The sequence below is a fragment of the Rhodobacter capsulatus genome, assembly GCF_005144475.1.
In the GTDB taxonomy this organism is placed as follows: Bacteria; Pseudomonadota; Alphaproteobacteria; order Rhodobacterales; family Rhodobacteraceae; genus Rhodobacter; species Rhodobacter capsulatus_C.
The window spans coordinates 1-22,182 of record NZ_SWJZ01000005.1; the positions used below are offsets into that span (position 1 = coordinate 1).

A 22,182-nucleotide genomic window follows, 5' to 3' on the forward strand; every position below is an offset into this window, starting at 1 on the left:
ACCAGCGGTCGATCGATGACGACGCCCCAGCGGATGCCATCGTGGCGCGGGGTCGCCCGGCCCGCCGCCGCGATCTCGGTCAGCACGTCGCGCAGCGTGGTGCCCTGATCCTCCAGCACCGCGTTATAGGTCAGCCCCTCGGCCGCGCACCATTCGGCCCAGTCGGCGAGCAGATCGAGATCGAGGCCGGAATCGGCCACCGCTTTCGGGTTCGACGGGTGGCTCAGCACCTCCAGATAGGCCGAGGCTGGGTTTTCGGAGACGCGACGCACCCAGACCCCGGAGGCGGCATCCCAGTCGCGGCAGATCCGGCTCACCAAGCAGTTGAAATTGTCGATCGAGCCGCTGATCTGATGCGTAGCCTTGATCCGCAGCGCCACCAACGCCAGCGGCCGCGGATAGGCCAGCGGATATTCCGGCCGGATCGTCTGCAGCGCGGCCCAGGTGGTGCGCTGGCTGATCTTGCTGTCGGTGGCCTCGTCCTGCAGCATCGTCAGCCGGACCTGCCAGCGGCCACGGGTCGGGAACGACCACGAATGCTGGCGGAAAAACGACTCGGCCTTGGTGGTGACGATGTCGAGCTGCGTCACCAGCTGCCATTCCTCGGCCTCGATCAGCCGCTGTTCGATCCTGATCGAGACCCCGTGCGGTTGCCGCTTGCCGTCGTCGTCGTATTTGAACAGCCCGCCGGTCCAGGCGAGGATGATGCTGGCGCCCGCGGCATCCGGGCCGGTGGTGCGCACGACGGGCGTGGCCGTGGTCGGCGCATTCACCATCCGGGTCGCGGTATAGGTCTCCCAGCGCCAGCCGCCGTCGCCGTCCGAGACCCGCCGCCGGGCCTCATATTCCTCGGGCACCTGCGTGATATTGCCCGCGTCGTCCCGCGGATAGGGACGGGTCAGTTCAACACCGATCTGCTCCTCGACCACCTGGCGCGGATAGAGGCTGAGCGGCAATTCGCCGGCCACGCCATAGCGGATCTCGGTCTCGACCTCGTCATATTCGGAAAGCGAGGTCTCGCCGAGCCGCATGCCGTCGATCGCCACCTCGCCCTCGCCCAGGCAAAAGACGGCGCGGACAAATTGCTGATCGCCGACGATCTCGGTATACGGCGTGGCGGCAAAGGGCGGGGCATAGCGCATCTTGCCCAGCACCACCGGCACCGCGGCGCCCGGCTCCAGCCTATTGCGCCAGCCGCTGATGCTGTAGGTGGTCTTGGCCTCGCTGTCAGGTTTAACGGGCGGGATCAGCGCATTGATCAGCAGCTGGCCGACGATGGTGAAGCCCGCGACCGCCAGCCCCCATTGCCAGCCCCCGACCGCAAATCCCGGGAACAGAAACCCGGTCAGCGCGACTGCCGCGACCGAAACGATGATCGACAAGATCGAGCGCAGCGCCCCCTTGCCGGGCGTGATCCGGATCACGACGCGGACCCCTTGGCGCGGCCGGGCCAGCGCCCAGATCTCGCGCGGCACGATCTGCGTACCTCGATCGGTCACCAGCGCCACCCGGGCGCGGGCCAGATCGGCTTCGGTGGCAGCAGGCAGCGCCCGGGCGACGATCTCGGCCACGGTCAGGCCATGCGGGACATCCAGCGTGATCCGCCCGCGGCCGGGGTCAAACTGCGGGGCCGCCAGCACATGGATGGGGGCGGGGATGGGGCGCAGATCAGTCATCGCGCGGCCTCCGAAATGATCTGCACGGGCATTTCAACGGCCCTTGAACGGTGCCGCCAATGCCCCGTGAACCGGTGCGCCCAGGGGCCGCGCCGATAGTCCGCCAGCACGGAATGGGTCTGGCCGATGTGGATCATCAGCCCGTGGCGGATCACGATGCCGAGGTGGGTCGAAAGCCGCCCGCGCCGGAAGACCGCCAGATCAAAGGCGAGCGCCGGGCCGGTCACCGGCACCCAGAGAGGCGAGGTCTTGGCCCCTTCGATCAGCGCGGCAATCTCGCCATGCTCCTCGACCGAGCCATAGCCCAGGTACTCGGGCAGCGTGATCCCCAGCTCCTCGCGGTAGATCACGCAGGCCAGCCCCCAGCAGTCCGCGCCCTCGGCCGAGCGACCGTGATCGAGGTTGGGGATGCCGATGTAGCGGTTTGACCAGGTCATGCGAAACGCCCGTCTTTGCCAATGGCGGCAACCCGTGCGACGATCAGCTCGCAAATAAATTCGAATCGCAATTTCAGGAGACGGAAATGACGGACAAGCCGACGCCCTTCATCGACGACGTGCGGTTCTTTCTCGCCGACGGGATCGACCATGCTGTTTTGGAATTCGAACTTGGGCCTGAGGTGATCCGCCTCGCTTTGGGACAGGAGTTGGTACAGCTTCTCATTGGCCGTCTCGGAGATCTCTCGGCGCAAATGGAAACCAGACGCAGGCAAATTGATCCGACCGCGGGTCAGGCTGGCGACACAATGCGCATGACGGCTATCAAGCCGGAAACAGTCAGCGTTGCCACGGTGCCTGGCACAGAAGACGGAGCGGTCATTTTCCAGACGCTTTCTGGCCCAAAGGCATTCCTGATGCCGAAGCAGGCTATGACCGATCTTGCTCATCAGCTTCTTCGCGAAGCGGAACGATCTGTTCCACCCCATCGTTTGAACAACTGATCTCGCGTTCGGAGAGCCGCAATTCGAAACGCTGATATCGGTCGGCCCCGCGAACTTCATGAGAGCGCATTCCATCCTCCTTACCTCCACAGCCCGGGAAATTTCTGACGGGTCATCCGCCCGGCCGGGAAATGCTCCAGCTCGATCTCGTCGCGCGAGAGGCTGAGCGTGATCTCGGACGAGGTGCCATCGGCAGTGCTGAGCAGCATCCCGTGCCACTCCGATTCGATCAGGTTCGGCGTCGCGGCCTCGACCACCGCGACCGCGACGGTCGCCATGTCGGTGTACGAGTGCAGCAGCTCGGTCAGCGTCGCATCGAGATTTTCGAGCACGATCTGCGCCTGCGCCGGGGCGTCCTCGGCATCGTCAGGCAGCACGGCCGAGGCGATGATCCAGAGGTACGGATCGGTGGTCGGATCGGCCCCGCGCCAGGTGGACCGCGTGCCATAGATCAGCGGCTCGTCCGAGATCCGCTCGGTGTTGTCGGTGCTGAGCCGGATCGGCGCGTCGAGATCCGGGTGGGTGATCTCGATCAGCACCACATCGATCTCGGCCGAGACCGGATCGATCTGCGCTAGACGGGCGTTGAGGGAGACACGACGGCTCATGGCATCACCACCACTTGGAACTGCTTGCGAAACTCGATTCCCTGGATCGTCTCGATCGGCGGCGCATCGCCCCAGGCGCAAAGCCACCGCGAGGCAAGCTGGATCGGCTGCCCGTCATGGGTCAGCAGCGGCTGCCCGTCATGGGTGAGCAGCGCCCAGCCGTCGCGGGTGGCGTCCGGCATCCAGAACAGTGACGCGCCCTGAGCGCAGTCATCGGCATAGAAATTGTCGAAGGCGCCGCGCTGATTGGCAGTCAGGATCACCGACAGGGTGACCATTTTCGCGACCGCCGAAAACCGCCGCCGATAGCCGGGCGGGCCGCTCTCGAAGCCGCGCTTGCGCCGCGCGTCCTGCGGCTGCAGCTGATAGCTGGAGCGCTCGGGCCGCGGCAGATCGGAGGGCCAGACGGGATAGCTCATCGCGAGATCCCCGCCGGAGAGACGTTGTAAAACTCCCGCATCGCCCGCCGCCCGCGCCCGCCGGGCGTGGTCAGGCCATCGCCGACCAGATCCGAGAAGATGTAGCGGGGCTGCCGTTGGCCTCGGCTGTCGGTGACTTCCTGCACCTCGACATTCATTTGGCGACCGGTGTTGTTGATGATCTGCGGCTGCACCATGAACACCGGCGCCTGGGCCGAATTGGCCGGAGCCCCGCCACTCAGGATGCGCCGGGTCAGATCGGCGGGCACGATCGTGCTCGGCCCCGTATATTCGAGCTCGGGTCCGTTTTCGCCGACGATACGCAGCCCGCCGCCGTGCTGACCGCCCCCCGCAAAGCCGGGAATTCCGAGCCCGCTCATGATCCCCGAGAAGAGCGTGCCCCAGAAGCCGCCGCCCCCACCGCCCTGCACGGCACTGCCAAGCGCCTGGCCGAACGTGTCGAAACCGGTGCCCATCGTACCCAGCTGGCCCGTGGCGAGCGTCGTCGTCGTGCCGAACTTCGCCATCGCCTGCTCGGCCGCACCAAGCCTGTTTGCCCAGCCGTCAGAGCCCATCGGGTTCGCGGCGCTCCACCCTTTCGGACGTTCGAAGCCCGCAAACGCCCCGGTAGCCTCGGTGACGTTCTTCGACGCCATCAACCGCTGATAGGCGCCGTTTTCCGAGGTCATCAGCTCGCGCCAGGCGAAATCGAGCTGGGCCTGCACATTGCCGAGGTGCTGCTTGCCGCCGATGGCCCCGAGCAGCGCGCCTTTGCGGTCATTGTGCTGGAAAAGACCATAGGCTTGCCCCGCATCGCCCACAGCCAGCGGGTTGAAAGCGCTCTCCTGGCTGACGTTGCCCATGACGCCTGCGATCTGGTGCGGCTTCAAGCCCTTGCCAGCAAAGAACTGCCAGACCTGCTTTTGCACATCGGCCGAGCCCTGCAGCCCGCCCATCCCGCCGCCCGCGCCGATGCCGCCCGCCAGCCCGCCCACGCCCGCGCCGCCGATGATCACTGTCGCCGCGGTGACGTTCATGCTGGCCACGGTGCGCATCGCCGCTGCGGCGGCTTGGCTCGGATCGACCTGGGGCCCCTTGCCGGTAAAGCGATCCCAGATGCCCTGCAGCCCGCCGACATCACCGAGGGTGGCATAGTTCGTGCCAAGGATCGCGTTTTTCAAAGGGTTCTTGACCGCCAGCTCTTCGAACATCGAGCCGATTTCGGAGGCGAGGCTGTCCAGCGCGCCCCCAACGTCGCCCTGCCGCAAGGCATCAAAGACCCCGTCGATCGCGTCTTCGCCCGCGCGTTCGACCGCTTTCCAGCCATCCTTGACACGATCGATCTGCGCCTCGAATTCCCGGATCGCGACGGCATTTTGCCGGATGTCCGCCGCCAGGCCGCTCGACGGGCTGATACCGCGCTCGCGGATCTGCAGCTCGGCCTCGTAAAGAGCCAGAGTCCGACGGCGCGTTTCCTCGGATTGACCGATCAGGCTCGCCTCAAGCTGCAACTGCCCGAGGCTCTCGGCCTGCGTGCGCAGGATCTCGCGGCCGGTTTGCTGCATCTCGGTACGATATTCCGAAATGTTCGCGATGACGTCGCGTTGCGAGCCCCGTTCGTCGTCGAGCCCACGCAAGCCCACTCCAGGAGCTGTCGCTGAAGCCCATTCCCGCGACACCTGAAGAGCCCGCATGGTTTCATCAGCCAGCCGTTTTGCAGCGTCGGCAGCTTTCTCGAACGGATCCGGAATGCCTGCTTTCGCCAGTGACTGGGCCGCTTTGTCGGCCTGCTCGGTGTAGCCTTGCACTCTGAGCGCTTCGAGTGCGGCCTTGGCGACATTCGTTCCGAATGCCAGTGCTGCATCGGAAGCGCCATCTGTGTTGTACTCGGCATCGGCCAAAGCTTTTGCCAAACGTTCCGCTGCGAGTTGCTGATCATCAAGGGTGCGCGCATGGCGAAATAGATCGAGCGCATCCTTGACACGCACGGCTCCCTTGTTGGTCAGGTTGAACTTGTCTTCGAGTTTGTCCAACCTGACGACGCCGAATGTCGAAACATCGCCAATGGCGTCCGTTATTCCTGCGATCGAGTCCTTAACTGCCTGCGCTGCTTCGGCACGAGCCAAAGTCAGCAGCGCAAGGTTGATTTCCCTAGCTTTCGACGCACCATCGCCGAACTCGTCAGTCAGGTCACCGATACCGGTTCGCGCATCTTTCAACGCCGTTTGAACGGCTTTGGAGGCCTTTTCGAGATCTGCAAGAGCATCTTCGAACGACTTGGCCTTTTCGCGGCTTGCCACGAACCATTGCACCGCTGCGGCGCCAATGCCGATCACAGCCATTGTTGCAAGATTGGCCGGGTTCAAAAGACCCATCAACGTCGAGCGCAGCGCTGTGCCGATCGACATCCCGGAGGCCCGCATCTGGTCGAATACCTGCGTTACCTGCGTGCCTTGCTGCATCATCAGCATGATGGGATTCTGCCCGGCGGCCAGCATCATGCCGATGTCGTTGAACTGGTAGCCAAGGTTCGCGACATGGGCGGCCGAGGCCGCCGACGATGCGCCCAACGCCTGAAACTGTGCGGGCATGACCGTCAGCACCTGGGCGGCGCGGTCGCGGGCTGCGGCCGCCTCGGCGGCGCTCAATGCGCCGAGCTTTTCAGCCTCGGCGATCTCGCGCAGCGAGGTCTCGTATTGCTTCGACGCCGCAAAGAGCGGGTTGAAACGGGCGCGCAACTGATCGAGCTCTGACTGCCAGGCCGCGGTCTCCCGCTGCGCGGCCAGCATCTCGGTGACCTGCGCCGAGATGTTGGAGGTGAGGCCGGTGACCGCGTTTTGCACTCCGGCCAGCGAGGTCGCACCGCGCCCGGCGGCGGCCATCATGTTCGACATTGCGGCCGAGGTGTCGAGCGCCGCCACGCTGGCCTCGGCAAGGCTCTTGCCCGCCCCGGCCGCACCGGCGCCCAGGACGGCCAGCCCCTCGCGACCTTGGCCCGCTTGTGCCCCGAGATCACGCGCCGCGCCGGTCAGCGCCTGCACATCGCCCTTCGCCTGCCCGAGTTCGCGCCGCGCCTGGTCGGCGATAACGCGCAGCATGATTTCGAGCTGGGTCTGCGTGGACATGCCTTAATCCCGGTTGAGTTCCGTGGCCGCCCCCGCCTCGATCGTGCGGAAATCGGCCCATTCGTCAGGGCTGAGAGTTATGCCCGCGAGCGCGAGGCCAGGCGCCACCGCCGCATAGTCGAGGGCCAGGTACCGAGCGCCGCGCATTCCCATGGGCACCATTCGCCATTGGCCGCAGACCGCCAGGAACGCTTCAAGAGGCCGAACATGGGCTTCCCAGAGCTCGAATGCCGGTCGGGCCAGGGCATCTGCGGGCAGGTCGAGGCCCCAGCGCGCGGCGTCTTCCTGGGCTTCGTCGAGGGCCGTGCCATCGAGATCGCCGCGCGCCCAGCGTCGCCCGGCCTCGATCAGTTTCCCCGCTTCGCGCCCAGGAGCGCCGCGTTGTAGGTTTCGAGGAGCGCCATGCGGACATAGGGCGTCGAGATCAGCTGATCCCGCTCGGCATCCGAATAGGGCACCGGCGCCTTGTCCTCGTCGACGTAATCCTCGCCCCAGCCGACGAAGATCGCCTGAAGATAGGCGGTGGTGCCCTCGGTGGTCATGAGATCGAAGGGCTTGGCCTCGTCGATCGTGAGGACGCGGAAGCGGCCGGTGAAGGTCGCATTGGTGTGGCCGCCATCGACCGGCACGGAAACCTTCACGGGATGGCTGAATTCGGGGGATTTGACGCGCTGAAACATGTTCTCTCCGGGTTTCTCAGGTGAAGACGATCGTGCCCTGGTCGTTGCCGTTCACCGGCAGGGCGAGGCCCTTCAGGGGCCATTCGACGATGTTTTGCTGGTTTTCGAGCGAGGTGGTCCGCTGCAATTGCAACGCAGGCAGGTTCACAGTCATGATCTTGCCAGCGGCAGTTCCGTGCACGAGAGACAGCGGCATGGTCGTTTGGTCGATCGACAACTGATAAGGGTTGAACGTCGTTACCGGCACCGCCTCCACGGTCGTATCGACGGCGTCATCGCGACCTGTGATTTCCGCGGATTCGGATCCGATCAGGAAGCGGGGCTCAACGGAGTTCGCAAAGCGCCAAGCAAAGGACCGCATCACGAAAGCGACGCTGTTGATCAAGAACGTCGGCGTGTTGGCGCTGTTAGCGACCTTTGGCTTGTTGGCCAGTTGGGCAGCAAGATCCGGCGTCGCCCGCACGACTTCCGAAGCCACCGTGAAGAGGCCGGTGAAGTCGAATTCGAAATAGGGGATGTCCTGCTTGTCGACGTGCAGCGTGGCGGTGCCACGCGAACCCTTCATCTTGTAGAGCGTGCTGCCGATCCAGAGGTAGAACGTTCCCGCCTCATGCCCGCTCGAGATCGGGTTGTAGGTCACCGACGTGGTGGCGATGATCGTTTCGGCCATGCCGCACGCCCGCAGGAGCGGACCGAAGGCCGGCACGGTGCCCTTGGTGCCGGAGCCCTTCGCCTCAACCCGGAAAGCGAGCTTCATGTGCAGGTCGGTCGGGATCGTCGCCTGCGCACCATGGTAGGGAAGCTCCAGCTCGCGGCTCTTGTCCTGACCTTCCATCGGCGAGAGCCGGATCTGCGTCGCCAGGATCGCGTTGAGGGCGCCGGTGGGCGTCGGGTCAGTGCCGTAGGCCGCCTCGATTTTGAACAGCAGCACCTTGGAGTTCCAGTAGATGGCCATTTCAAGCCTCCTTCACGGTGGATTTGCCGGGTTTCGGCGTGACCGCCGCGGCGGCAGGTTTTTCGGGCGCCGCCTCGGGCTCGACCTGCCGTTCCAGGGAGCCATCGGGCTGGCGAATGTAGCTGCCGCCTTCGGTGGGCAGCGCGGGGGTGACAGGGTCCGTCATCGTGCGATCCTCATTTGATCGGTCAGGGTGAAATCGATCTGGTAGACGATGAGACCGGCCTGCATGCTCACCAGCCGCCCCGTGCGCAGGACGAGCGCGCCGCTCTCGTCGCCCGGGGTCCAGCCGCCGAGCGTCTCGAAGACCTTCATCACCAGGGCGCGCAGCGGATCGATCGCGCGGGTGCCCGCCGCCTCGAAAGACCGGATCGCCAGGATGATGCTCGCCGCCTCGTCGAAGGTCTGCACAAAGGCGCCAGCTGCCGCCTCGGCAGTGCGTCCGATCAGACCGGCGGGCAGGACGAAGGCGCTGTAGGTGGTCTGCGGCATCTTCCCGCCCGCGACCAGCGCGCTGAAATCCACCGCGCCCATCACAGGCCCCAGTTCGGGCACCTCGGCCGTGAGCTTCTGGATGATCGCCTCGATCATCAGATGAAGCCCTTCATGTTTGCCTCGGTGAAGGGACGCTCGCGATCGGTGATCATGGCCCCGGTGCTGCCGGTGGTGACCGTGCTCACGGTGGCTGCGTCCAGCTTGATCAGGCCCTTCGCGATGTCCTTCAGCGCCGCCAGCGCATCGCGATAGTCGATCTCGATCTTTTTGCCGGGCTCGAAGCTGTGCAGCTTCCAGATCGCGATGGCCGCGGAAATCGCGGAGATCTCCGGCGGCGGCGAGGCCAGCGGAACGACATAGCGTTCGCGCAGATAGCCATCGATAAACGCATCGGCATCAGAGATCGCCCGTGCGACCATGTCGGAGTCGATCTGGCCCGAGGCGGGCATGCCGAGATCGGTCAAGCCGAGCAGCATCGGCTCGCCATAGCGCGTGATCAGGTCTGCCTGCGTCGTGTAAGCCACGGCTCACCCCACCACGATGGTCAGCATCGGATCGCCCCGCAGCGCTTCGAGCTCATCCTCGGTCAACGTGTCGATGTCGATCACCGTGGACGCGGCCGAGAAATGACGGCCCGCACGCCAGCGGCCCTGTTGCGGGCCGGTGATCGTCACCGTGATGCCAGCGGGCGCGGGTTGCACCTCGGCCTGGTCTGCCGCCTGAGCGGTGTCGAGGCTGTCTTCGGTGCTGTCCGGCTGGGCATCCTGCCCTTCGGAAACGGTTTCGGATTCCGGCTCGACCGGAGCGATTTCTTCTTCTGTCGCCGCGGCATCGGTCTCGTTCGCGGTCGTCTCTTCGGCCACGGCTTCGGTTTCGACCTTGGTTTTGGGGCTGCGCGCCATGTTCATCTCCTGTCGGCTTATCGTCGGGGGCGGTTGACCCGCCCCCTCGGGAAACCGACCGCCTTTGCGGCGATCAGCCCCTTATGCGAGCCACGGCACCACCAGCACCTCGGCCGTGCCCTTCCACTCGTTGTCCGAGCCGTTGATCTGCTCGTTCTTCATCAGCTTGTTCGCGGCCCCTTCGAGCGTGGGCGGAACGACAAGCAGGTTGGGCGTGATGCCCATCGGCCGGTCGTAATCGCCCTTCATGCCCATCAGCGCCGCCCGGGCAGTGGCATAGTTCGTCGCGTCGAGCGTTTGCTTCGAGCCGTAGGCCATCTGCCAGAACCCGAAGCCGACGTTGGCGCGGGCGTCGGCGCCGTAGAGGAATTCCTTGTTCATGAAGACGTGGTCGTCGTCGGTCTTGGTCTTCGACACGAATTCGAAGTCGCGGCGGCGCTGCAGGATGATCGGCTTCAGCGCCCGCGTGGTGTCGAGGAGGAACCAGGGCGTGCCCGCCCCGCCCCCCGTGTTCGAGACGGTGATGGTGTTGCCGTCGGCATCAAGCACCGGGTGATCGGTGTCGAAAAAATACTGCCCGTCGTAACAGTTGGTGGTGAACCCGGCCTTGAGCTGCGCGAACACCAGCTGATCCCACTTCGCGCCGGTCGAGCGGCCGAATTCGGTGAAGAGCGGCGTATAGATCCCGAGGTTGTCGGTCTCGATGTCGTCGCGGTCGACGCCGAGCGTCAGTTCCCAGGCCTTTTCCTTGATCGAATAGTCGGACTGCGACAGGTTCTGCACGGCCCGGGCGCCGATCCATTCGCGCACGTTCGGGATCTTGCCGAGCCAGCCGTACTTCACCTCTTTGGTGTTGGCGGGCACGATGGTGGCGATGCGCTCGTACTGGCTCGGCGCCTGGCCGAGCCCGTTCTGAAACGAGGTCTTGAAGCCGACGCGCAGCGCGTCGAGGGTAGCGGCATTGACGAGCATGGTCAGTCCTTTCCGGGGATCAGGAGAGCGCGGCGCGGGTCAGCGCGGCGTCGAAGCGCACCCAGACGCCGTTCGCATCGACCGAGTCGATGGTCCCGGCCGGAGAGCGCGTGTTGGTGGCGGAGGTGAGCGCGACGGTTTCGTCATCGACCGCGTAGCAGGCCTTGCCGATGTCGGCGGCCGTGATCAGATCGCCCGCGGTCGAGTTCTTGAACCGATAGGTGCCCGGCTTGTAGCGCAGCGTGATCGCCCCGGCGGCGCCAGCGGAGTTGTCGGCACGAGCTTCCGCGCGGCCGACGCCGATCAGGCCGGTCGCCGTCTGGCCCTTCACCAGGTAACCGGCGGCGTTCACCATCACCATGGCCCCGCCGTAGATGAGCTGCGCAGCGGCCACCGGCCCCTCGCGCAGATCGCCCGCATAGGCAGGCGTGTTGCGGTCAGCGACGAGGGCCATCAGAGGGTCTCCGTTTTCAGGGTGGCGGCGTAATCCTTGGGATCGATGCCGAGCGCTTTCGCGGCTTCGATCTGCGCCGATTGCAGGGCGACCTCGCCATTGGCCGGCTGCGGCGTGGGCGGCACGACGACGCCACCGTTCAGCACCGGCATCGCACCGATCTCTTTCTCGACCCGGGCCGGGTCCTGCATGTGCATGGCGATGTAATGTTCGCGCAGCGGCTTCACGCCGACCCGCCCGTCCTTGATCGCCCCATCGACGAAGGTCGTCGCCTTGTCCCGCGCACCGGTCGTCTTCAGCGTGTTGAGCTCGGTGGTGACGGTGGCCAGTTCGGCCTGCAGCGCCACGACGGCCTGATCGGGGCCTTTGCCCGCTTTCGCCGCCGCCAGGATGTCCTCGGGCTTGGCCGAGGTCACGCCGAGCGCCACGCCGATCTCGGCCAGGCTCGATTGCAGCGCGGTCTCGGTCGCGCTCGGTTTCTTGATTTCGCCGATCGCGCCGAGGATCTGATCCTCGCCCGCATCATCGGACAGGCCAAGGGCCTTGGCCACAGCCGCAAGGGACATGCTGGTCTCCTGGTGGAGCGCGGTCAGCCCGCGCAGGTTGGGTTTGTTGGTGAGCGAGGCCCGGGCGAGGCCGATGATCAGCTTTTCGCCGTCATGCACGACGGCCGGGCTGATCCCGAGGTAAGCCCGGTCGGCCATCAGCGCCCGACCGGCCTCGGTCCAGTCGACGCGGCCCCAGATGCCATCCGCCCGCGCCTGCAGTTCGGTGATGTAGCCCCGCGCAGGCGAAGGCTCGCCCCGCGGCCCGGCGAGGTCGATGGCATGGTTTTCGTCGATGGGAAGCTTCGCCCCCGGGGCCAGCGAGGCCACGACGCTTTGCGTGTCGAGCCGATACGGCCCGCGCCGGTCCTGCGTCATGATCTCGGCCCCGGCCGGGATCAGGTGGATCCAGTCCGGCACCTCGCCCTGGTGGGGCAGAGGTTGGGCTTGCATGAGGGCGATATGGGGTTTCGATGTGCTCATGCCTGCGACAATCGCAGGTCGGTGAACACGATTTCAGCCACAACGGTGTGTGGAGACGCAGCCTCAGGCCGCAAGATCATCCTGCGCGAGATCGCGCGAGGCGGTCAAGGGGGGCAGTTTGATGCCCGCGCTGGCTGCGGCGAGACATCAGACATAGACACCTGCAGCGATCGCAGCGTCATTGAGTGGTTGTTTTTGACCATTTTTCCGGGTCCGCACCAAGCTGCAGCATGGCGCGGACGGCGAGCGCAAGAGCAGCTGGCACGGCGGAGGTTTTTCCGGCCTCAATGCGGGTGATTTGGGTCCGGCTGTAGCCGGTCCGCTCGCCGAGTTCTGCTTGGGTGAGGCCAAGCTTTTGCCTGGCCTCGTGGAATTCTGTGGGGGTCATGAATCAAGCCCAGATCACACGGAGTGCGCGGGTTTCTTCTTTGCGCATTTCGTCGCCAAAATCATTAATCTCATTCCAGGACGCCTCGTAGTGGTCGAAATGCTCGGTGTCAGTGTCTTTGCGGGCGCACCATTCGGCAAAATCAACTGCCTCTCCAGTGCTTTGCGGCTCGCCAATCCACTCGCCGGTTTCGCGATCGGCTTTAACTTCGTAAAGCGGGTGCATGTTGGTCATTTTCATCTCCATCCCTTGAGGAGTCGCCTAGTTTTCATGTTCTGAATGTGCGCTTTGCGCACGGCGAAATCAAGCGAAAAGTGCGCTTTGCGCACATTTTTGGCAAGGTTGTCAAATTCCTTCAATTCAGCTTCGTCGCTGCGTAATGTTCCTGTTGTGTTCTTACTTAAGCATGAGGAAATCACCATGATCGTCGAGCCCACGTCCCCCGTCGCCCCCTGGCTGGGCGGCAAGCGCAACCTTGCCAAGCGACTCTGCGCCATGATCGATGCGATCGACTGCACCACCTATTGCGAGCCCTTCGTGGGCATGGGCGGGGTGTTCCTGCGCCGCACGCGCCGCCCGAAGGCCGAGGTGATCAACGATCGCGGCCGGGACGTGTCAAACCTGTTCCGGATCTTGCAGCGCCACTACCCGCAGTTCCTCGAAGTGTTGCGCTTCCAGCTCACCACCCGCGCGGAGTTCAACCGCCTGGTCGACACCAACCCGGAAACGCTGACCGACCTCGAACGCGCGGCGAGATTCCTCTACCTCCAGCGCACCGCTTTCGGCGGCAAGGTGCGCGGGCGCAACTTCGGCGTCTCGAAGGATCGCCCTGGGCGTTTCAACCTGACGACGCTGGAGCCAATGCTTGAGGATTTGCACACGCGGCTCTCCGGGGTGGTGATCGAGTGCTTGGACTGGGCGGAGTTCATCCCGCGTTACGATAGCCCTGAAACGCTGTTCTACCTCGATCCGCCCTACTGGGGTTGTGAGGATGACTACGGCAAGGCGATGTTCAGCCGGGAGGATTTCTGGCGGATCGCCGAGGTGCTGCGTGGCATCAAGGGGCGGTTCGTTCTGTCGATCAACGACGTGCCCGAGATTCGAGAGATGTTCGCCTGGGCGAAGATCGATCCGATCGCGACGACCTATTCGGTTTCTGGGAAAGCGCGCAACATGGAGGCGGCTGAGATGCTGATAATGGGCCCGGTCAGCAAATAGCTGCTGCCGGGCAGGCGCCGCGCCAACTGGTCGTTTGATCGGCAAATAATGAGCTGATTATGGCACAAAAAACCGTCATCGAATGGACAGACGCAGCGTGGAATCTGGGCGCTGGTTGCACGAAGATCGGGCCAAGTGAGATAACTGCTACGCAGCGCGCGATGCAATTTACGAGATGGAGAGCAGCGCCCGATAGGCTCGCTCGTGGGCACAGGGCTGACCCGAGAGCCAGCGTCCGATGGATTGCTGTGTCGTGCCGAGAATCGGAGCGGCGGCGTATGCGGTCAATTGGCGAGTATCGAGCCACGCCCTCAGCACATCGCAGAACGGCCGAGGATCACTGACTGGTGACGGGTCAGGAAGGGTCATTTCACGACTTCATGTTGACACCGCGACCTCGCGCGGTGATGCTGCTCACGCAGGCAGCATAGTGATGTTCAGTTGCGGCTTGCCGCGGTTTCTGACGGGTGGGGCGCATTGCGCTCCACCCGAATTCATTTTTTCCTATTGTGCACGAGCGGCTTGATCTTGCAGCCACTCAATCATCTCCGGGCTTTCGGTTTCTTCGTGCACCAGACCGCCAGCGCCAAATGCGCCATCAACCGCGTCGTAAAATCGCACGACCCCATGATTGTCTATGCTGACGCTGGTTTGCCCATTGCGATCCGGGATGCCCAGAGAGAACGACAACTTCTTGTTGCGGGTATATTTTTCGACTTTCTGGGCGACGTTGAATTTTTCGATCACGGCATCCCGGCGCGCAATGTTGTGAATGAAATTGTGCATTTCCATCTCCATCGGTTGATGTTTGATCGTCCGGAAATGCAGCCCCGTAGGGCTGCACTGGCGAGGCGGTCATTCGCCGAAGTAGAAGGCGGCCAGTTGGTTGGCCGTCGCGCGCAGATCGTCGGCCTTTCTGCGATCGTCGGCCGCGCTCGGAGCGTTGGCGCGCTCGGCTTCTTCGGCGCGCTTCTCGGCCGCATCGGCTTGGGCGCAAATGCTGGCGAGATGGCGGGTATTCCAGATCTTCTGCGCTTCGTCAGTTATTTCACCGGGGCCGATGCTGAGACCGGCCGTTTTGATCGCGGCCATGCGGTCGTTGTGTTTTTCCCAATCGCCGGGCTGTTCCGGCGCGAGAGCGGACGGGCGCATGTGCATGATCGCCCGCGCGTTCTGGCCGGGGTAGATCGCGTCGATGAAGTCAAAGGCTTTCTTGGTGTAGGGGATCAGGTCAAACTGCCCCATTCCGAAGTCGTTGGTCATGATCTTGTTCCTCTATCAGTTTTGCAGCGAGCGGATGTAATCTGCGTGCTCGGTGGTCGATTTGATCGCTTTTCTATCTCCATCCCTTGAGGCATCGCCTCGGTTCCATGTCCCCCTTATACTAACGCAGCGTTAGCACGTCAAGCAAAAAGATGTGTGCGTCAGAATGTCTGTGGAGGTCTCAGCCACGGTCATTAGCGAGACGACGCGATAATCATAGTGCCATCCACTCCCCGATCGCCGCCAACACGTTCTCCTCGTCCTCGGCCGAAATCCCGAGGAACGGCCGGGCCGGGATGTCGCCCCAGGGGATCGAGTGGAAATGCCGCCGCCCGCGCTTGTCGATGCCCATGAACGCCCCGAATGCGCCTTGCTCGGCGCCAAACTGCATCACGGCCGACTGGATCGCGCGCGAGCTGATCCGGGCCCAGTCGTCGCCCGAAGAGGTGGCGAAGTTGCTGATGTCGCTTAAGGTCTTCGTTGAACCGATCAGCGGCTTAAGGGAGACCGGCTCCTTGCGGGCCTCGTAGGCGGCGATCGTGGTCGAACTCTTAGGCGCCCAAGGCGTGCCGTCGGGCGCCGTGCCCGTCTGAAACCGTTCGACGGTGCTGTCGAGCAGCAGCTCGGCGATCTGCGCCATGAGCGAGCCTTGGTTGGCAAGCTTGCCCTCGATCCCGGCCAGCGTGGCGGTGATCTGCTTGTCCTGCACTTCCACCGAGATCACGGCGACACTCCTTATAGTATAGATGCTGCGCCCGCCTGACGGATTGTGAGCTGGTCCAGGTAGAGCCGCGGGATCCCGGGCATGAAGGTGAACACCGCGTCGATCAGTTCATGCCCGATCATCTTGGTGAACCTGACCCGCCGCAGTTGCCCGGCGGCTTCCATTGTGACCGAATCCGGATCATTTATCACCGTGCCGAGCCGCCCAAAATCCGTAGGCGTCGGCAGCCTGTGTCCCGCCTTTACCGCGCGTTGAGAATTTCGAACGCCGATGGGGGCGATGGCCATGTCAACTGGCTCACCCCCAAATGCCCCAGGCTCCCAGTCGTTGATCTGCGCCTTCAGGTTTTCCGTCGCGAGCCCGAGCGTCCGCTGTGGCTCGACCAGAACGTCAGGCGAGATTGGGGCCCCACCGCGCTCGCCCAAGACACGCTCGACCCAACGGCGGGTTGCATCGGCGGTGGACGGCGCATCGCGGTAGCCGGTGGCAATGGCATCTCGGGTCGCGGCCGGAACCTCGTGCATGAAGTTCGTCGCCAGGCTGGTCGGCCATTTCCCGGCTTTTTCGGCCAGCGCCGTGATGGTGTTGGCAACGGTGGCGCCAGGCGCGTGATCCCAGCCGCGGTCGATGCCCTTTGGGGCGCCTGTACGCGGATCCGGCATCGCCCAGTCCGTCGGCAGTTTCTTCGCCGGATCGCCGCCCAGCCGTATCGCCATCGCCATGGACATCGCTCCGCGCACGGAACAGCCGCAGCCCCAGCCGTTCGGCGGGAAGTGGCTTTGCCAGAAGGGATGGTCGATCGGCAGGATCAGGCCATCCCAAGCGAGGTGTTGCAAGCGCGGATGCTCGGCGTTGCTGTGCCGATAGACGAGGAACTTGAAGCCTTTGGCGTTCAGCTGCGCCCAGCGGCCCGCGGCGTAGGAGGTCGAGATGTTCGTCTTCCAGATCACCTTGGTGCGCCAGGCCTCGCCCTTCGCGGTGCCTTCGCCGGTCCAGCCGTGCCAGCCGTGCTTTTCGACGATGGCCCGGAAATCGCGCCGGAACACCTCCAGCCCGGTGCCCTCGGTCTGCGAGCGATCGACGGCGCCCAGGATGTCGGCAATAAGATCCTGCTTGATTGCGCCCGCCACCATGCCCGCCCGATCATGCGCCGGGCCCGAGATATCGTCCCATCGCGTGGTACCCACCAGGTTGCGCAGGCGCAGCCGGAATGCCGCCACCTGTTCGTCGAAGGGGCGGCGCAACAGCAGCGCGAGCGGATCGTCAGCCATCGAGCGCGTCCTCGCGCCCAGCGAATTCGGCGGCCAGCATCGCGGCCGCGAGCCGGTTTGCCAGGCGCTGCGTCTCGGCCTCACCGAAGCCCTCTTCGAGCATCGCCCGGAAATCCTCGATCGTGCTGGCGGCGGTCAGCATGGCCTCGATCCGCTCGATCATCGCCACGACGACGGGCTGCGCTTCGACCCCCAGACGCTCGGCCAGCGCGCCGATCTGGTCACCCCCCGAAATTTCGCCCGTGGAGGCCCCTTCTTGTTGCAGGGCCACGTCACCCCCAGACCGCCCCGCACCCCCTTTAATTTTCCCGGAGATCGCTTCAATGACCCCTTTGCGCCCCGTGGGGTCGGTCGGGTCAATGGTTGACGGCTGGTTGCCGCTGGAAACCGGCCGGAGGATGCGCGCGCCGGGTTTCGGCTGCGCCCATCCGAACCGCGCCCGGGCCTCGGCCTCCTCGATCTCGACGCCGTTGCGCACGAGCACATCGAGCGAGTCGGCAATCAGCTTCAGATCCTCGGCCTTCGGGCGGGCGATCTTGAGGCGAGGGTAGCGTTTCTGCGGCCCATATTCGAGCTGGATCCACGGCCGGATCAGGTCGCGGTTGAGGATCGCCGCCAGGGCCATCGCGTCGGCGGACTCGATGTCCTCCTGGACAAGCCGGTGCTCTTTGCCGACCGCATGCCCGCCCGCAATGGCGTCGGTGGTCGCGGTCTGGCCCAGCACCGCCTTCGAGATCTGCTGATCGAGGTGGGCGATGCGCTTTTCGTAAAGGTTAATTGAAGCGCCGACGGATTTCGTTTCGACGAAGTCGATCGACATCGTGTCGGGGATGATCGCGGCGCAGTCGCCGGCGATGTTCGCCACCGCGCGGAACAGGGTCGCCTTGTCGGCGTCCGATGCCCCGGGGGCCCATTTGCCTACCCGCAGCGGCTGGCCATAGGTCTGGGTGAAGATCGCCCAGTCGCGCGCCGTGAAGGCCTTGAACATCCAGCCCCAGGCCGCCACCCGGGAGAGGCCCGAGCGCAGCGGCAAGCCAGACTTCGCCGGAATGTCGGCGAAAATGAAGCGGAACGCGGGCAACGGCACTTCCTGACCGCCCTCTTCCAGAAGGCGTGGCGTGCTCAGATCCCGGCGCTCGAATCGGAAGTGCCGCGGGTCGCGCCAGATCAGCTTGCCCGGCATGTACTGGCTCTCGGAAGTGTCCCAGACGATTTCCGTCGCCGAATAGCCCTTCGAGATACAGTCGAGGATGTGAAACACCTCCTGCTGCAGCTCTTCACGCTTGAGCCAGTCGCGGACCATGTCGGCGATCTGCACATCGAGCGCCGCGTCAGAGGCGGGCTCGACCGTGACATCAAGCTGGCTGACGGCACGCTTGCGGGTGCCGATCACACCCAGAAAGTGCGGGTCGCGCTCCTCGATCGTTTCGGCGAGTTCCAGGTAATCGACCGGGTCGCCCTGGTCGGCTGCGCGCAGGATATTGGCCAGCCGCACCGGGTTGAGCCCGTCGCCCGGATAACCCGAGAGCGGCGATCGTACGCCGCCCAGCGTCGGCGCGGCCACTTCCTGCGTCAGGTTCTTGCGCTCGACCGGATTGCCCCAGCGGTCGGTCAGGATCAGCTTTGCAGCCATGGTGAGCTCCTTATTTGGACTTGCCTGAACGCCCGTCCATCATGTCGATAGGCTCGCCAGAATGCGGACAGGGCGGGTTCGTCTTCCAAGCCCCCTCGCGCCCGCAGCAAACCACGTTCGTCGCGCAGTTGCAGCGGCGCATGGTATCCGGCCCTTCAATGCCGCACCCGGCACATTTCCAAACCTTTTCAGCCATGCCTCTCTCCTATCTGGACTTCTTGAGGGGCACGACCTTGCCCACTTCGACCGCTTCGTCCCTCTCCTTCACCCAGGCGATCCAGTCGCGCGACGCAGGGCGCCAGCCATTCGTTGCCAGCCCAAGGATCGTGTGCTTTCTGGTCGGGGGGCCGTAGACGCCACCGCGACGAAGGAGCGCCACCCCGACATACTCTTTCTGGTCGACCGGATCGAACCAGCGGTCTGTTACAATCCCGATCTGAACCACGCGATCCGGATCGCGCTCATCGCGCCCACCCCAGATCTTCGCTCCGCGGTGCGCGGGCATTTCGAGCTGATCACCCGGCTGCACGTCGTCGAACTTCTTCGCCATGCCTTCGCTCCTATCGGATCAAGTACACGTCTGCCGAAAGGGCAGCGAGGATCAGGCGGTCGTTGGCGCGCGGCCGAGCAAGGATCGGGGCTGCGCGCCGTTTGAAGACGGTCTTCAAAGCGGCTTTGGCGGCGATTTTCGCAGCCCTTTTCTTCGCGGCGGGTCGGGGGTTCTTGCGGGGCATCAGGATTTTTTCTCCTGCCCGCTGCAAAACCCTTTGGCATCAACGGCAAGAAGGCCGCGCAGGAAACATCCGACGATGTTGGGGGTGCCGCGCACCTCGTGCACGAAGCTCTGCACAAGCAGCGCGATCACGATGATCAGGAACGTTTTCATTCCTTTTCCTCAACATGCTGGATCCGTGCATAGGTGAAGTTGAAGAACCGGCCCTTGCCAGACACGAGAGTCGCAATTTCGAAGCCGAGCGCGACGCCCATACCGATGCAGACCCCGAAGCAGAGGCCGAAGAAGCCGAGGCCGAGATAAACCAGAAGATCCATCACACGCTCCCCCTGAAGCTGGCCCCGAGCGGGCCGTCCCACCAACCGCGCTCAGCGCCGAGGGCCAGATCCTCCCAATCCGCCGCCTCGGCGGTCATGTGCATCTGCCCGGATTGGATCTCGTGGCGGTTCGCCACCGCCTGGTAGCCATATTCGACCCAGCGCATCCGCGACGCAAAATGCGCGAGCGCCAGCGCGATGGCATAGTCGCCGTGGCGCTTCTTGCCGGTCTCGCCCTCGCGCACCGGGGGCACCCGGGGGATGCCCCGGATCAGCTTGACCATGCGCAGATCGGCCAGGTGTTCGGCATCGGGGATCAGCTGGATCTGATCATCCTCGAACGCGCCCTTCAGCGGCGGCATCTGCAGCCGATACCATTCCTCGGTGAACTTGATCGCCCAGACGAGGCCCGGGCTGTCCTCGGCTTCCTTGAGGCCATATTTCCGGCCCATGTCCTCGGCCACGGTCCAGCCCATGCCGGTGGCGTCGAAGGCGGCGCCGACCAGACGCCCCTTCACATGCTCCAGCACCGCGCCGACGATCAGCTTCTGTTCCGCGCCCGGCACGTTGCGCATCTCGATCGAGAGCGCTTCACGCCGTTTCAAGCGCTGTTCAATGGCCAGCAAAGACAGGGTCGAGAGGTCGGCAACACGGCCGAAGTCGAAGCCCATCGCGTAATGCGGGCGCAGATCGAGCGCGACCAGCGCCTCGGCCAGCTGCTTCATGAACGGGGTCAGCAGGATCGCCTGTTCAAGGTGGTTCTTTTGCATGTAGTCGGCGGGCAGTTCGAGGCGCAGTACCGGCGCCTCGGCCGTCATGCGCGCCTCGATCAGCGGCGCGGGCAGCCATGCCCCCGTGCCCTGCGTCGGGATGCAAAAGAGTTCCTCGTCCGCGCCATCGCCGTAGGAGTCGATGATGTTCTGCCGCCACTCGGCTTCGGCCTCGGGCGTCCAGGTCTCGCCGGTCACCAAACAGATGCGCTGGTAAAGCCCGTCGCGCAGCGCGTCATCGAAATCGATCCGCAGGTGCTGATAGCGCGATCGCCCGGCCAGAATGTCCTGAATGGTCTGGTTGAACGGGTTGTCGGTGCCGTTGTGGGTGGAGCAGACGACGACCTGACCGCCCCACATCAGGAAGGCGAGCGCGGATTTGAGCAGCTCGGGCAGGCTGTCGACGAAGGCCGCCTCGTCGATGATCACCGCGCCCTGTTTGCCGCGCAGCCCGCGCGGGGCCGAGCTGAGCGCGAGGATCTCGAAGCCCGAGGCAAAGCGGATCCGGAACGCCTGGATGTGCTTAGTGTCGGTGGGATCGGCCGGGTTCGCGTCCTCGAAGAGCAGCTCGTCCTGCGCCATCGCGGCGATCGAGAAGGCCTTGGCCCACATCGCGCAGGCGTCGATGAATTCGCGGGTCATCTCCTGGCTGTACGAGATGTACATCACGTCCATGCCCTTGGCGGCCCGCTCGCGCCCGGCGCGCAGAACGGCATAAGCGGCCAGCCCCCAGGTGAGGCCCACGCGGCGGGACTTCTCGACGAAGAGAACGTTGCGCGAGACCGAGTCGAGGAGGCCCACCGCCTTCGCCTGATACGGCAGCAGCACCTTGGGCAGGCCGACGGCGTCGATCACCTGCGGCAGCGCCTCGGTGGCGTCGCGGCGCTGGCGTTCCCATTCGGTCTGGCTGATCGGCGCGGTCATTGGTCTTTCCCTGGAAGTTGGATTCGAGCGCGGTCTGTGGTAGAAAGCTCAGGCGGCGCGAATGAAGACTGGTGATGGGTCCTGTAAGTTTGCCCGCTGGCCGATGCGATCACCCGCGTCGGCATTGGTTTCAGGGCATGCCGAGTGCAGCCTTGTAGACGTCCAGGATCGCGTCTTCCTCGGCCAGGTCGTTCTTGTCCCGCTTGCGCAGGGTGATGATCTTCTTGATCACCTTGGTGTCGTAACCGCGGGCCTTGGCTTCGGACATGATGTCCTTTTGCTGCTCCGCGATGTCCTTTTTCTCGGTTTCGAGATGTTCGTATTGCTCGATGAACTGGCGCAGTTCGTCCGCGGCCACGGTATAGGCGTCGTTCGACATTTCAGACCTCGGTGATAAACGTCGGATGGATCAGCGTCATGGCAGCGTCCCCACAGGGTAATAGGCCAGCGAATAAAGCGATCCGGCGCCGATGCTGACGGCCCCCCCGCCATGCACGATGCCCTTGGCATCAACTGTTCCCGCGGCATCGACCCGGCGAATATCATAGCTTCCCGCCGCCACCGCCACGCTGGCCAGATCCGCCGCCCGGGTCACCGCCGCGGCCTCGGTCAGAATGACCGAACTGGCCGCGGCCCCGACCTCCAGCTGCGCGCCCCAGAGATGAAGCCCCGACGCCCCATTGCCCA

The 22,182-nt window shown here is 64.4% G+C and carries 32 protein-coding genes; 2 read left to right on the forward strand and 30 right to left on the reverse strand.

All coding sequences use genetic code 11. The features are described from left to right. Together gpJ and FBT96_RS00515 are read right to left on the reverse strand one after the other, a co-directional pair. On the reverse strand, positions 1-1,676 hold a 1,676-nt coding region (gene gpJ / locus FBT96_RS00510), incomplete at its 3' end, for a TipJ family phage tail tip protein (protein WP_455769536.1). After that, a complete protein-coding gene (locus FBT96_RS00515; protein WP_136904451.1) occupies positions 1,673-2,113 on the reverse strand; it encodes an NlpC/P60 family protein in 441 nt (146 codons plus the stop codon). The genes gpJ and FBT96_RS00515, both read right to left, overlap by 4 nt. Before the next feature lie 86 nt (positions 2,114-2,199). On the opposite strand from FBT96_RS00515, the gene FBT96_RS00520 reads away from it, so the two are divergent. Then, positions 2,200-2,616 carry a hypothetical protein gene (locus FBT96_RS00520; protein ID WP_136904452.1) on the forward strand — a complete coding sequence of 139 codons (417 nt, stop codon included), beginning with the start codon at positions 2,200-2,202 and terminating at the stop codon, positions 2,614-2,616. Positions 2,617-2,696: 80 nt separating this feature from the next. Here the strand turns inward: FBT96_RS00520 and FBT96_RS00525 are convergent, their stop codons facing one another. The 15 genes from FBT96_RS00525 to FBT96_RS00590 all read right to left on the reverse strand — a co-directional run bounded on the left by FBT96_RS00525 (position 2,697) and on the right by FBT96_RS00590 (position 12,882). Beyond that, complete coding sequence (locus FBT96_RS00525) at positions 2,697-3,224, reverse strand: DUF2244 domain-containing protein (protein WP_136904453.1); 528 nt, start codon at positions 3,222-3,224, stop codon at positions 2,697-2,699. After that, positions 3,221-3,643 carry a hypothetical protein gene (locus FBT96_RS00530; RefSeq protein ID WP_136904454.1) on the reverse strand — a complete coding sequence of 141 codons (423 nt, stop codon included), beginning with the start codon at positions 3,641-3,643 and terminating at the stop codon, positions 3,221-3,223. Before FBT96_RS00530 ends, FBT96_RS00525 begins: the two co-directional genes overlap by 4 nt. Continuing rightward, on the reverse strand, positions 3,640-6,768 hold the full coding sequence (locus FBT96_RS00535; RefSeq protein ID WP_169583090.1) for a phage tail tip lysozyme: 3,129 nt from the start codon (positions 6,766-6,768) through the stop codon (positions 3,640-3,642). The genes FBT96_RS00530 and FBT96_RS00535 overlap by 4 nt, the downstream gene beginning before the upstream one ends. Before the next feature lie 3 nt (positions 6,769-6,771). Then, on the reverse strand, positions 6,772-7,119 hold the full coding sequence (locus tag FBT96_RS21550; RefSeq protein ID WP_136904477.1) for a DUF1799 domain-containing protein: 348 nt from the start codon (positions 7,117-7,119) through the stop codon (positions 6,772-6,774). After that, on the reverse strand, positions 7,116-7,448 hold the full coding sequence (locus FBT96_RS00545) for a hypothetical protein (RefSeq protein ID WP_136904455.1): 333 nt from the start codon (positions 7,446-7,448) through the stop codon (positions 7,116-7,118). Before FBT96_RS00545 ends, FBT96_RS21550 begins: the two co-directional genes overlap by 4 nt. Before the next feature lie 16 nt (positions 7,449-7,464). After that, entirely contained in the window at positions 7,465-8,403 is a 939-nt protein-coding gene (locus tag FBT96_RS00550) for a phage tail tube protein (RefSeq protein WP_136904456.1), read from the reverse strand. A 1-nt stretch (position 8,404) separates the two neighbouring features. Further along, positions 8,405-8,569: a hypothetical protein gene (locus FBT96_RS20485; RefSeq protein ID WP_169583092.1), complete on the reverse strand. Its 165-nt coding sequence runs from the start codon at positions 8,567-8,569 to the stop codon at positions 8,405-8,407. Next, positions 8,566-8,994 carry a phage tail terminator protein gene (locus tag FBT96_RS00555; RefSeq protein WP_136904457.1) on the reverse strand — a complete coding sequence of 143 codons (429 nt, stop codon included), beginning with the start codon at positions 8,992-8,994 and terminating at the stop codon, positions 8,566-8,568. Before FBT96_RS00555 ends, FBT96_RS20485 begins: the two co-directional genes overlap by 4 nt. After that, positions 8,994-9,422 (reverse strand): gp436 family protein, encoded by a 429-nt coding sequence (locus tag FBT96_RS00560; protein WP_136904458.1) that lies wholly within the window; start codon positions 9,420-9,422, stop codon positions 8,994-8,996. The genes FBT96_RS00555 and FBT96_RS00560 overlap by 1 nt, the downstream gene beginning before the upstream one ends. Positions 9,423-9,425: 3 nt before the next feature. Beyond that, positions 9,426-9,800, reverse strand: coding sequence for a hypothetical protein (locus FBT96_RS00565; RefSeq protein WP_136904459.1), 375 nt, complete (start codon positions 9,798-9,800; stop codon positions 9,426-9,428). A gap of 81 nt (positions 9,801-9,881) precedes the next feature. Continuing rightward, complete coding sequence (locus FBT96_RS00570; protein WP_136904460.1) at positions 9,882-10,772, reverse strand: Mu-like prophage major head subunit gpT family protein; 891 nt, start codon at positions 10,770-10,772, stop codon at positions 9,882-9,884. A gap of 19 nt (positions 10,773-10,791) precedes the next feature. Continuing rightward, positions 10,792-11,226, reverse strand: a complete 435-nt coding sequence (locus FBT96_RS00575) for a hypothetical protein (RefSeq protein ID WP_249306187.1) — start codon at positions 11,224-11,226, stop codon at positions 10,792-10,794. Then, positions 11,226-12,224 carry a phage protease gene (locus FBT96_RS00580; RefSeq protein ID WP_212635349.1) on the reverse strand — a complete coding sequence of 333 codons (999 nt, stop codon included), beginning with the start codon at positions 12,222-12,224 and terminating at the stop codon, positions 11,226-11,228. The genes FBT96_RS00575 and FBT96_RS00580 overlap by 1 nt, the downstream gene beginning before the upstream one ends. Before the next feature lie 208 nt (positions 12,225-12,432). Beyond that, a complete protein-coding gene (locus FBT96_RS00585; RefSeq protein ID WP_136904463.1) occupies positions 12,433-12,642 on the reverse strand; it encodes a helix-turn-helix domain-containing protein in 210 nt (69 codons plus the stop codon). Positions 12,643-12,645: 3 nt separating this feature from the next. Next, positions 12,646-12,882: a hypothetical protein gene (locus tag FBT96_RS00590; protein WP_136904464.1), complete on the reverse strand. Its 237-nt coding sequence runs from the start codon at positions 12,880-12,882 to the stop codon at positions 12,646-12,648. A gap of 180 nt (positions 12,883-13,062) precedes the next feature. Here FBT96_RS00590 and FBT96_RS00595 point away from each other — a divergent pair, with 180 nt between their 5' ends. Further along, positions 13,063-13,860: a DNA adenine methylase gene (locus FBT96_RS00595; RefSeq protein ID WP_136904465.1), complete on the forward strand. Its 798-nt coding sequence runs from the start codon at positions 13,063-13,065 to the stop codon at positions 13,858-13,860. Between the two features lie 504 nt (positions 13,861-14,364). Here FBT96_RS00595 and FBT96_RS00610 read toward each other — a convergent pair. The 13 genes from FBT96_RS00610 to FBT96_RS00655 all read right to left on the reverse strand — a co-directional run. Further along, complete coding sequence (locus FBT96_RS00610; RefSeq protein ID WP_169583094.1) at positions 14,365-14,658, reverse strand: hypothetical protein; 294 nt, start codon at positions 14,656-14,658, stop codon at positions 14,365-14,367. A 57-nt stretch (positions 14,659-14,715) separates the two neighbouring features. Then, positions 14,716-15,123 carry a hypothetical protein gene (locus FBT96_RS00615; RefSeq protein ID WP_136904468.1) on the reverse strand — a complete coding sequence of 136 codons (408 nt, stop codon included), beginning with the start codon at positions 15,121-15,123 and terminating at the stop codon, positions 14,716-14,718. Positions 15,124-15,337: 214 nt separating this feature from the next. Then, positions 15,338-15,847, reverse strand: a complete 510-nt coding sequence (locus FBT96_RS00620) for a phage virion morphogenesis protein (protein WP_136904469.1) — start codon at positions 15,845-15,847, stop codon at positions 15,338-15,340. An 11-nt stretch (positions 15,848-15,858) separates the two neighbouring features. Further along, positions 15,859-17,118, reverse strand: a complete 1,260-nt coding sequence (locus FBT96_RS00625) for a phage head morphogenesis protein (protein ID WP_136904470.1) — start codon at positions 17,116-17,118, stop codon at positions 15,859-15,861. Continuing rightward, positions 17,111-18,751: a DUF935 domain-containing protein gene (locus tag FBT96_RS00630; RefSeq protein WP_136904471.1), complete on the reverse strand. Its 1,641-nt coding sequence runs from the start codon at positions 18,749-18,751 to the stop codon at positions 17,111-17,113. Before FBT96_RS00630 ends, FBT96_RS00625 begins: the two co-directional genes overlap by 8 nt. A gap of 10 nt (positions 18,752-18,761) precedes the next feature. Then, positions 18,762-18,947, reverse strand: coding sequence for a hypothetical protein (locus FBT96_RS00635; RefSeq protein WP_136904472.1), 186 nt, complete (start codon positions 18,945-18,947; stop codon positions 18,762-18,764). A 9-nt stretch (positions 18,948-18,956) separates the two neighbouring features. Beyond that, positions 18,957-19,301 (reverse strand): hypothetical protein, encoded by a 345-nt coding sequence (locus tag FBT96_RS00640; RefSeq protein WP_136904473.1) that lies wholly within the window; start codon positions 19,299-19,301, stop codon positions 18,957-18,959. A 10-nt stretch (positions 19,302-19,311) separates the two neighbouring features. Continuing rightward, positions 19,312-19,485 (reverse strand): hypothetical protein, encoded by a 174-nt coding sequence (locus tag FBT96_RS20490; RefSeq protein WP_169583096.1) that lies wholly within the window; start codon positions 19,483-19,485, stop codon positions 19,312-19,314. After that, positions 19,485-19,637 carry a hypothetical protein gene (locus FBT96_RS20495; protein WP_169583098.1) on the reverse strand — a complete coding sequence of 51 codons (153 nt, stop codon included), beginning with the start codon at positions 19,635-19,637 and terminating at the stop codon, positions 19,485-19,487. The genes FBT96_RS20490 and FBT96_RS20495 overlap by 1 nt, the downstream gene beginning before the upstream one ends. Next, entirely contained in the window at positions 19,634-19,801 is a 168-nt protein-coding gene (locus FBT96_RS20500) for a hypothetical protein (RefSeq protein WP_169583100.1), read from the reverse strand. Before FBT96_RS20500 ends, FBT96_RS20495 begins: the two co-directional genes overlap by 4 nt. Continuing rightward, positions 19,801-21,495 carry a hypothetical protein gene (locus FBT96_RS00645; protein ID WP_136904474.1) on the reverse strand — a complete coding sequence of 565 codons (1,695 nt, stop codon included), beginning with the start codon at positions 21,493-21,495 and terminating at the stop codon, positions 19,801-19,803. Before FBT96_RS00645 ends, FBT96_RS20500 begins: the two co-directional genes overlap by 1 nt. A 130-nt stretch (positions 21,496-21,625) precedes the next feature. Beyond that, on the reverse strand, positions 21,626-21,874 hold the full coding sequence (locus tag FBT96_RS00650; protein ID WP_136904475.1) for a DUF2312 domain-containing protein: 249 nt from the start codon (positions 21,872-21,874) through the stop codon (positions 21,626-21,628). 36 nt (positions 21,875-21,910) lie between these two features. Further along, on the reverse strand, positions 21,911-22,182 hold a 272-nt coding region (locus FBT96_RS00655; RefSeq protein WP_455769537.1), incomplete at its 5' end, for a phage head spike fiber domain-containing protein.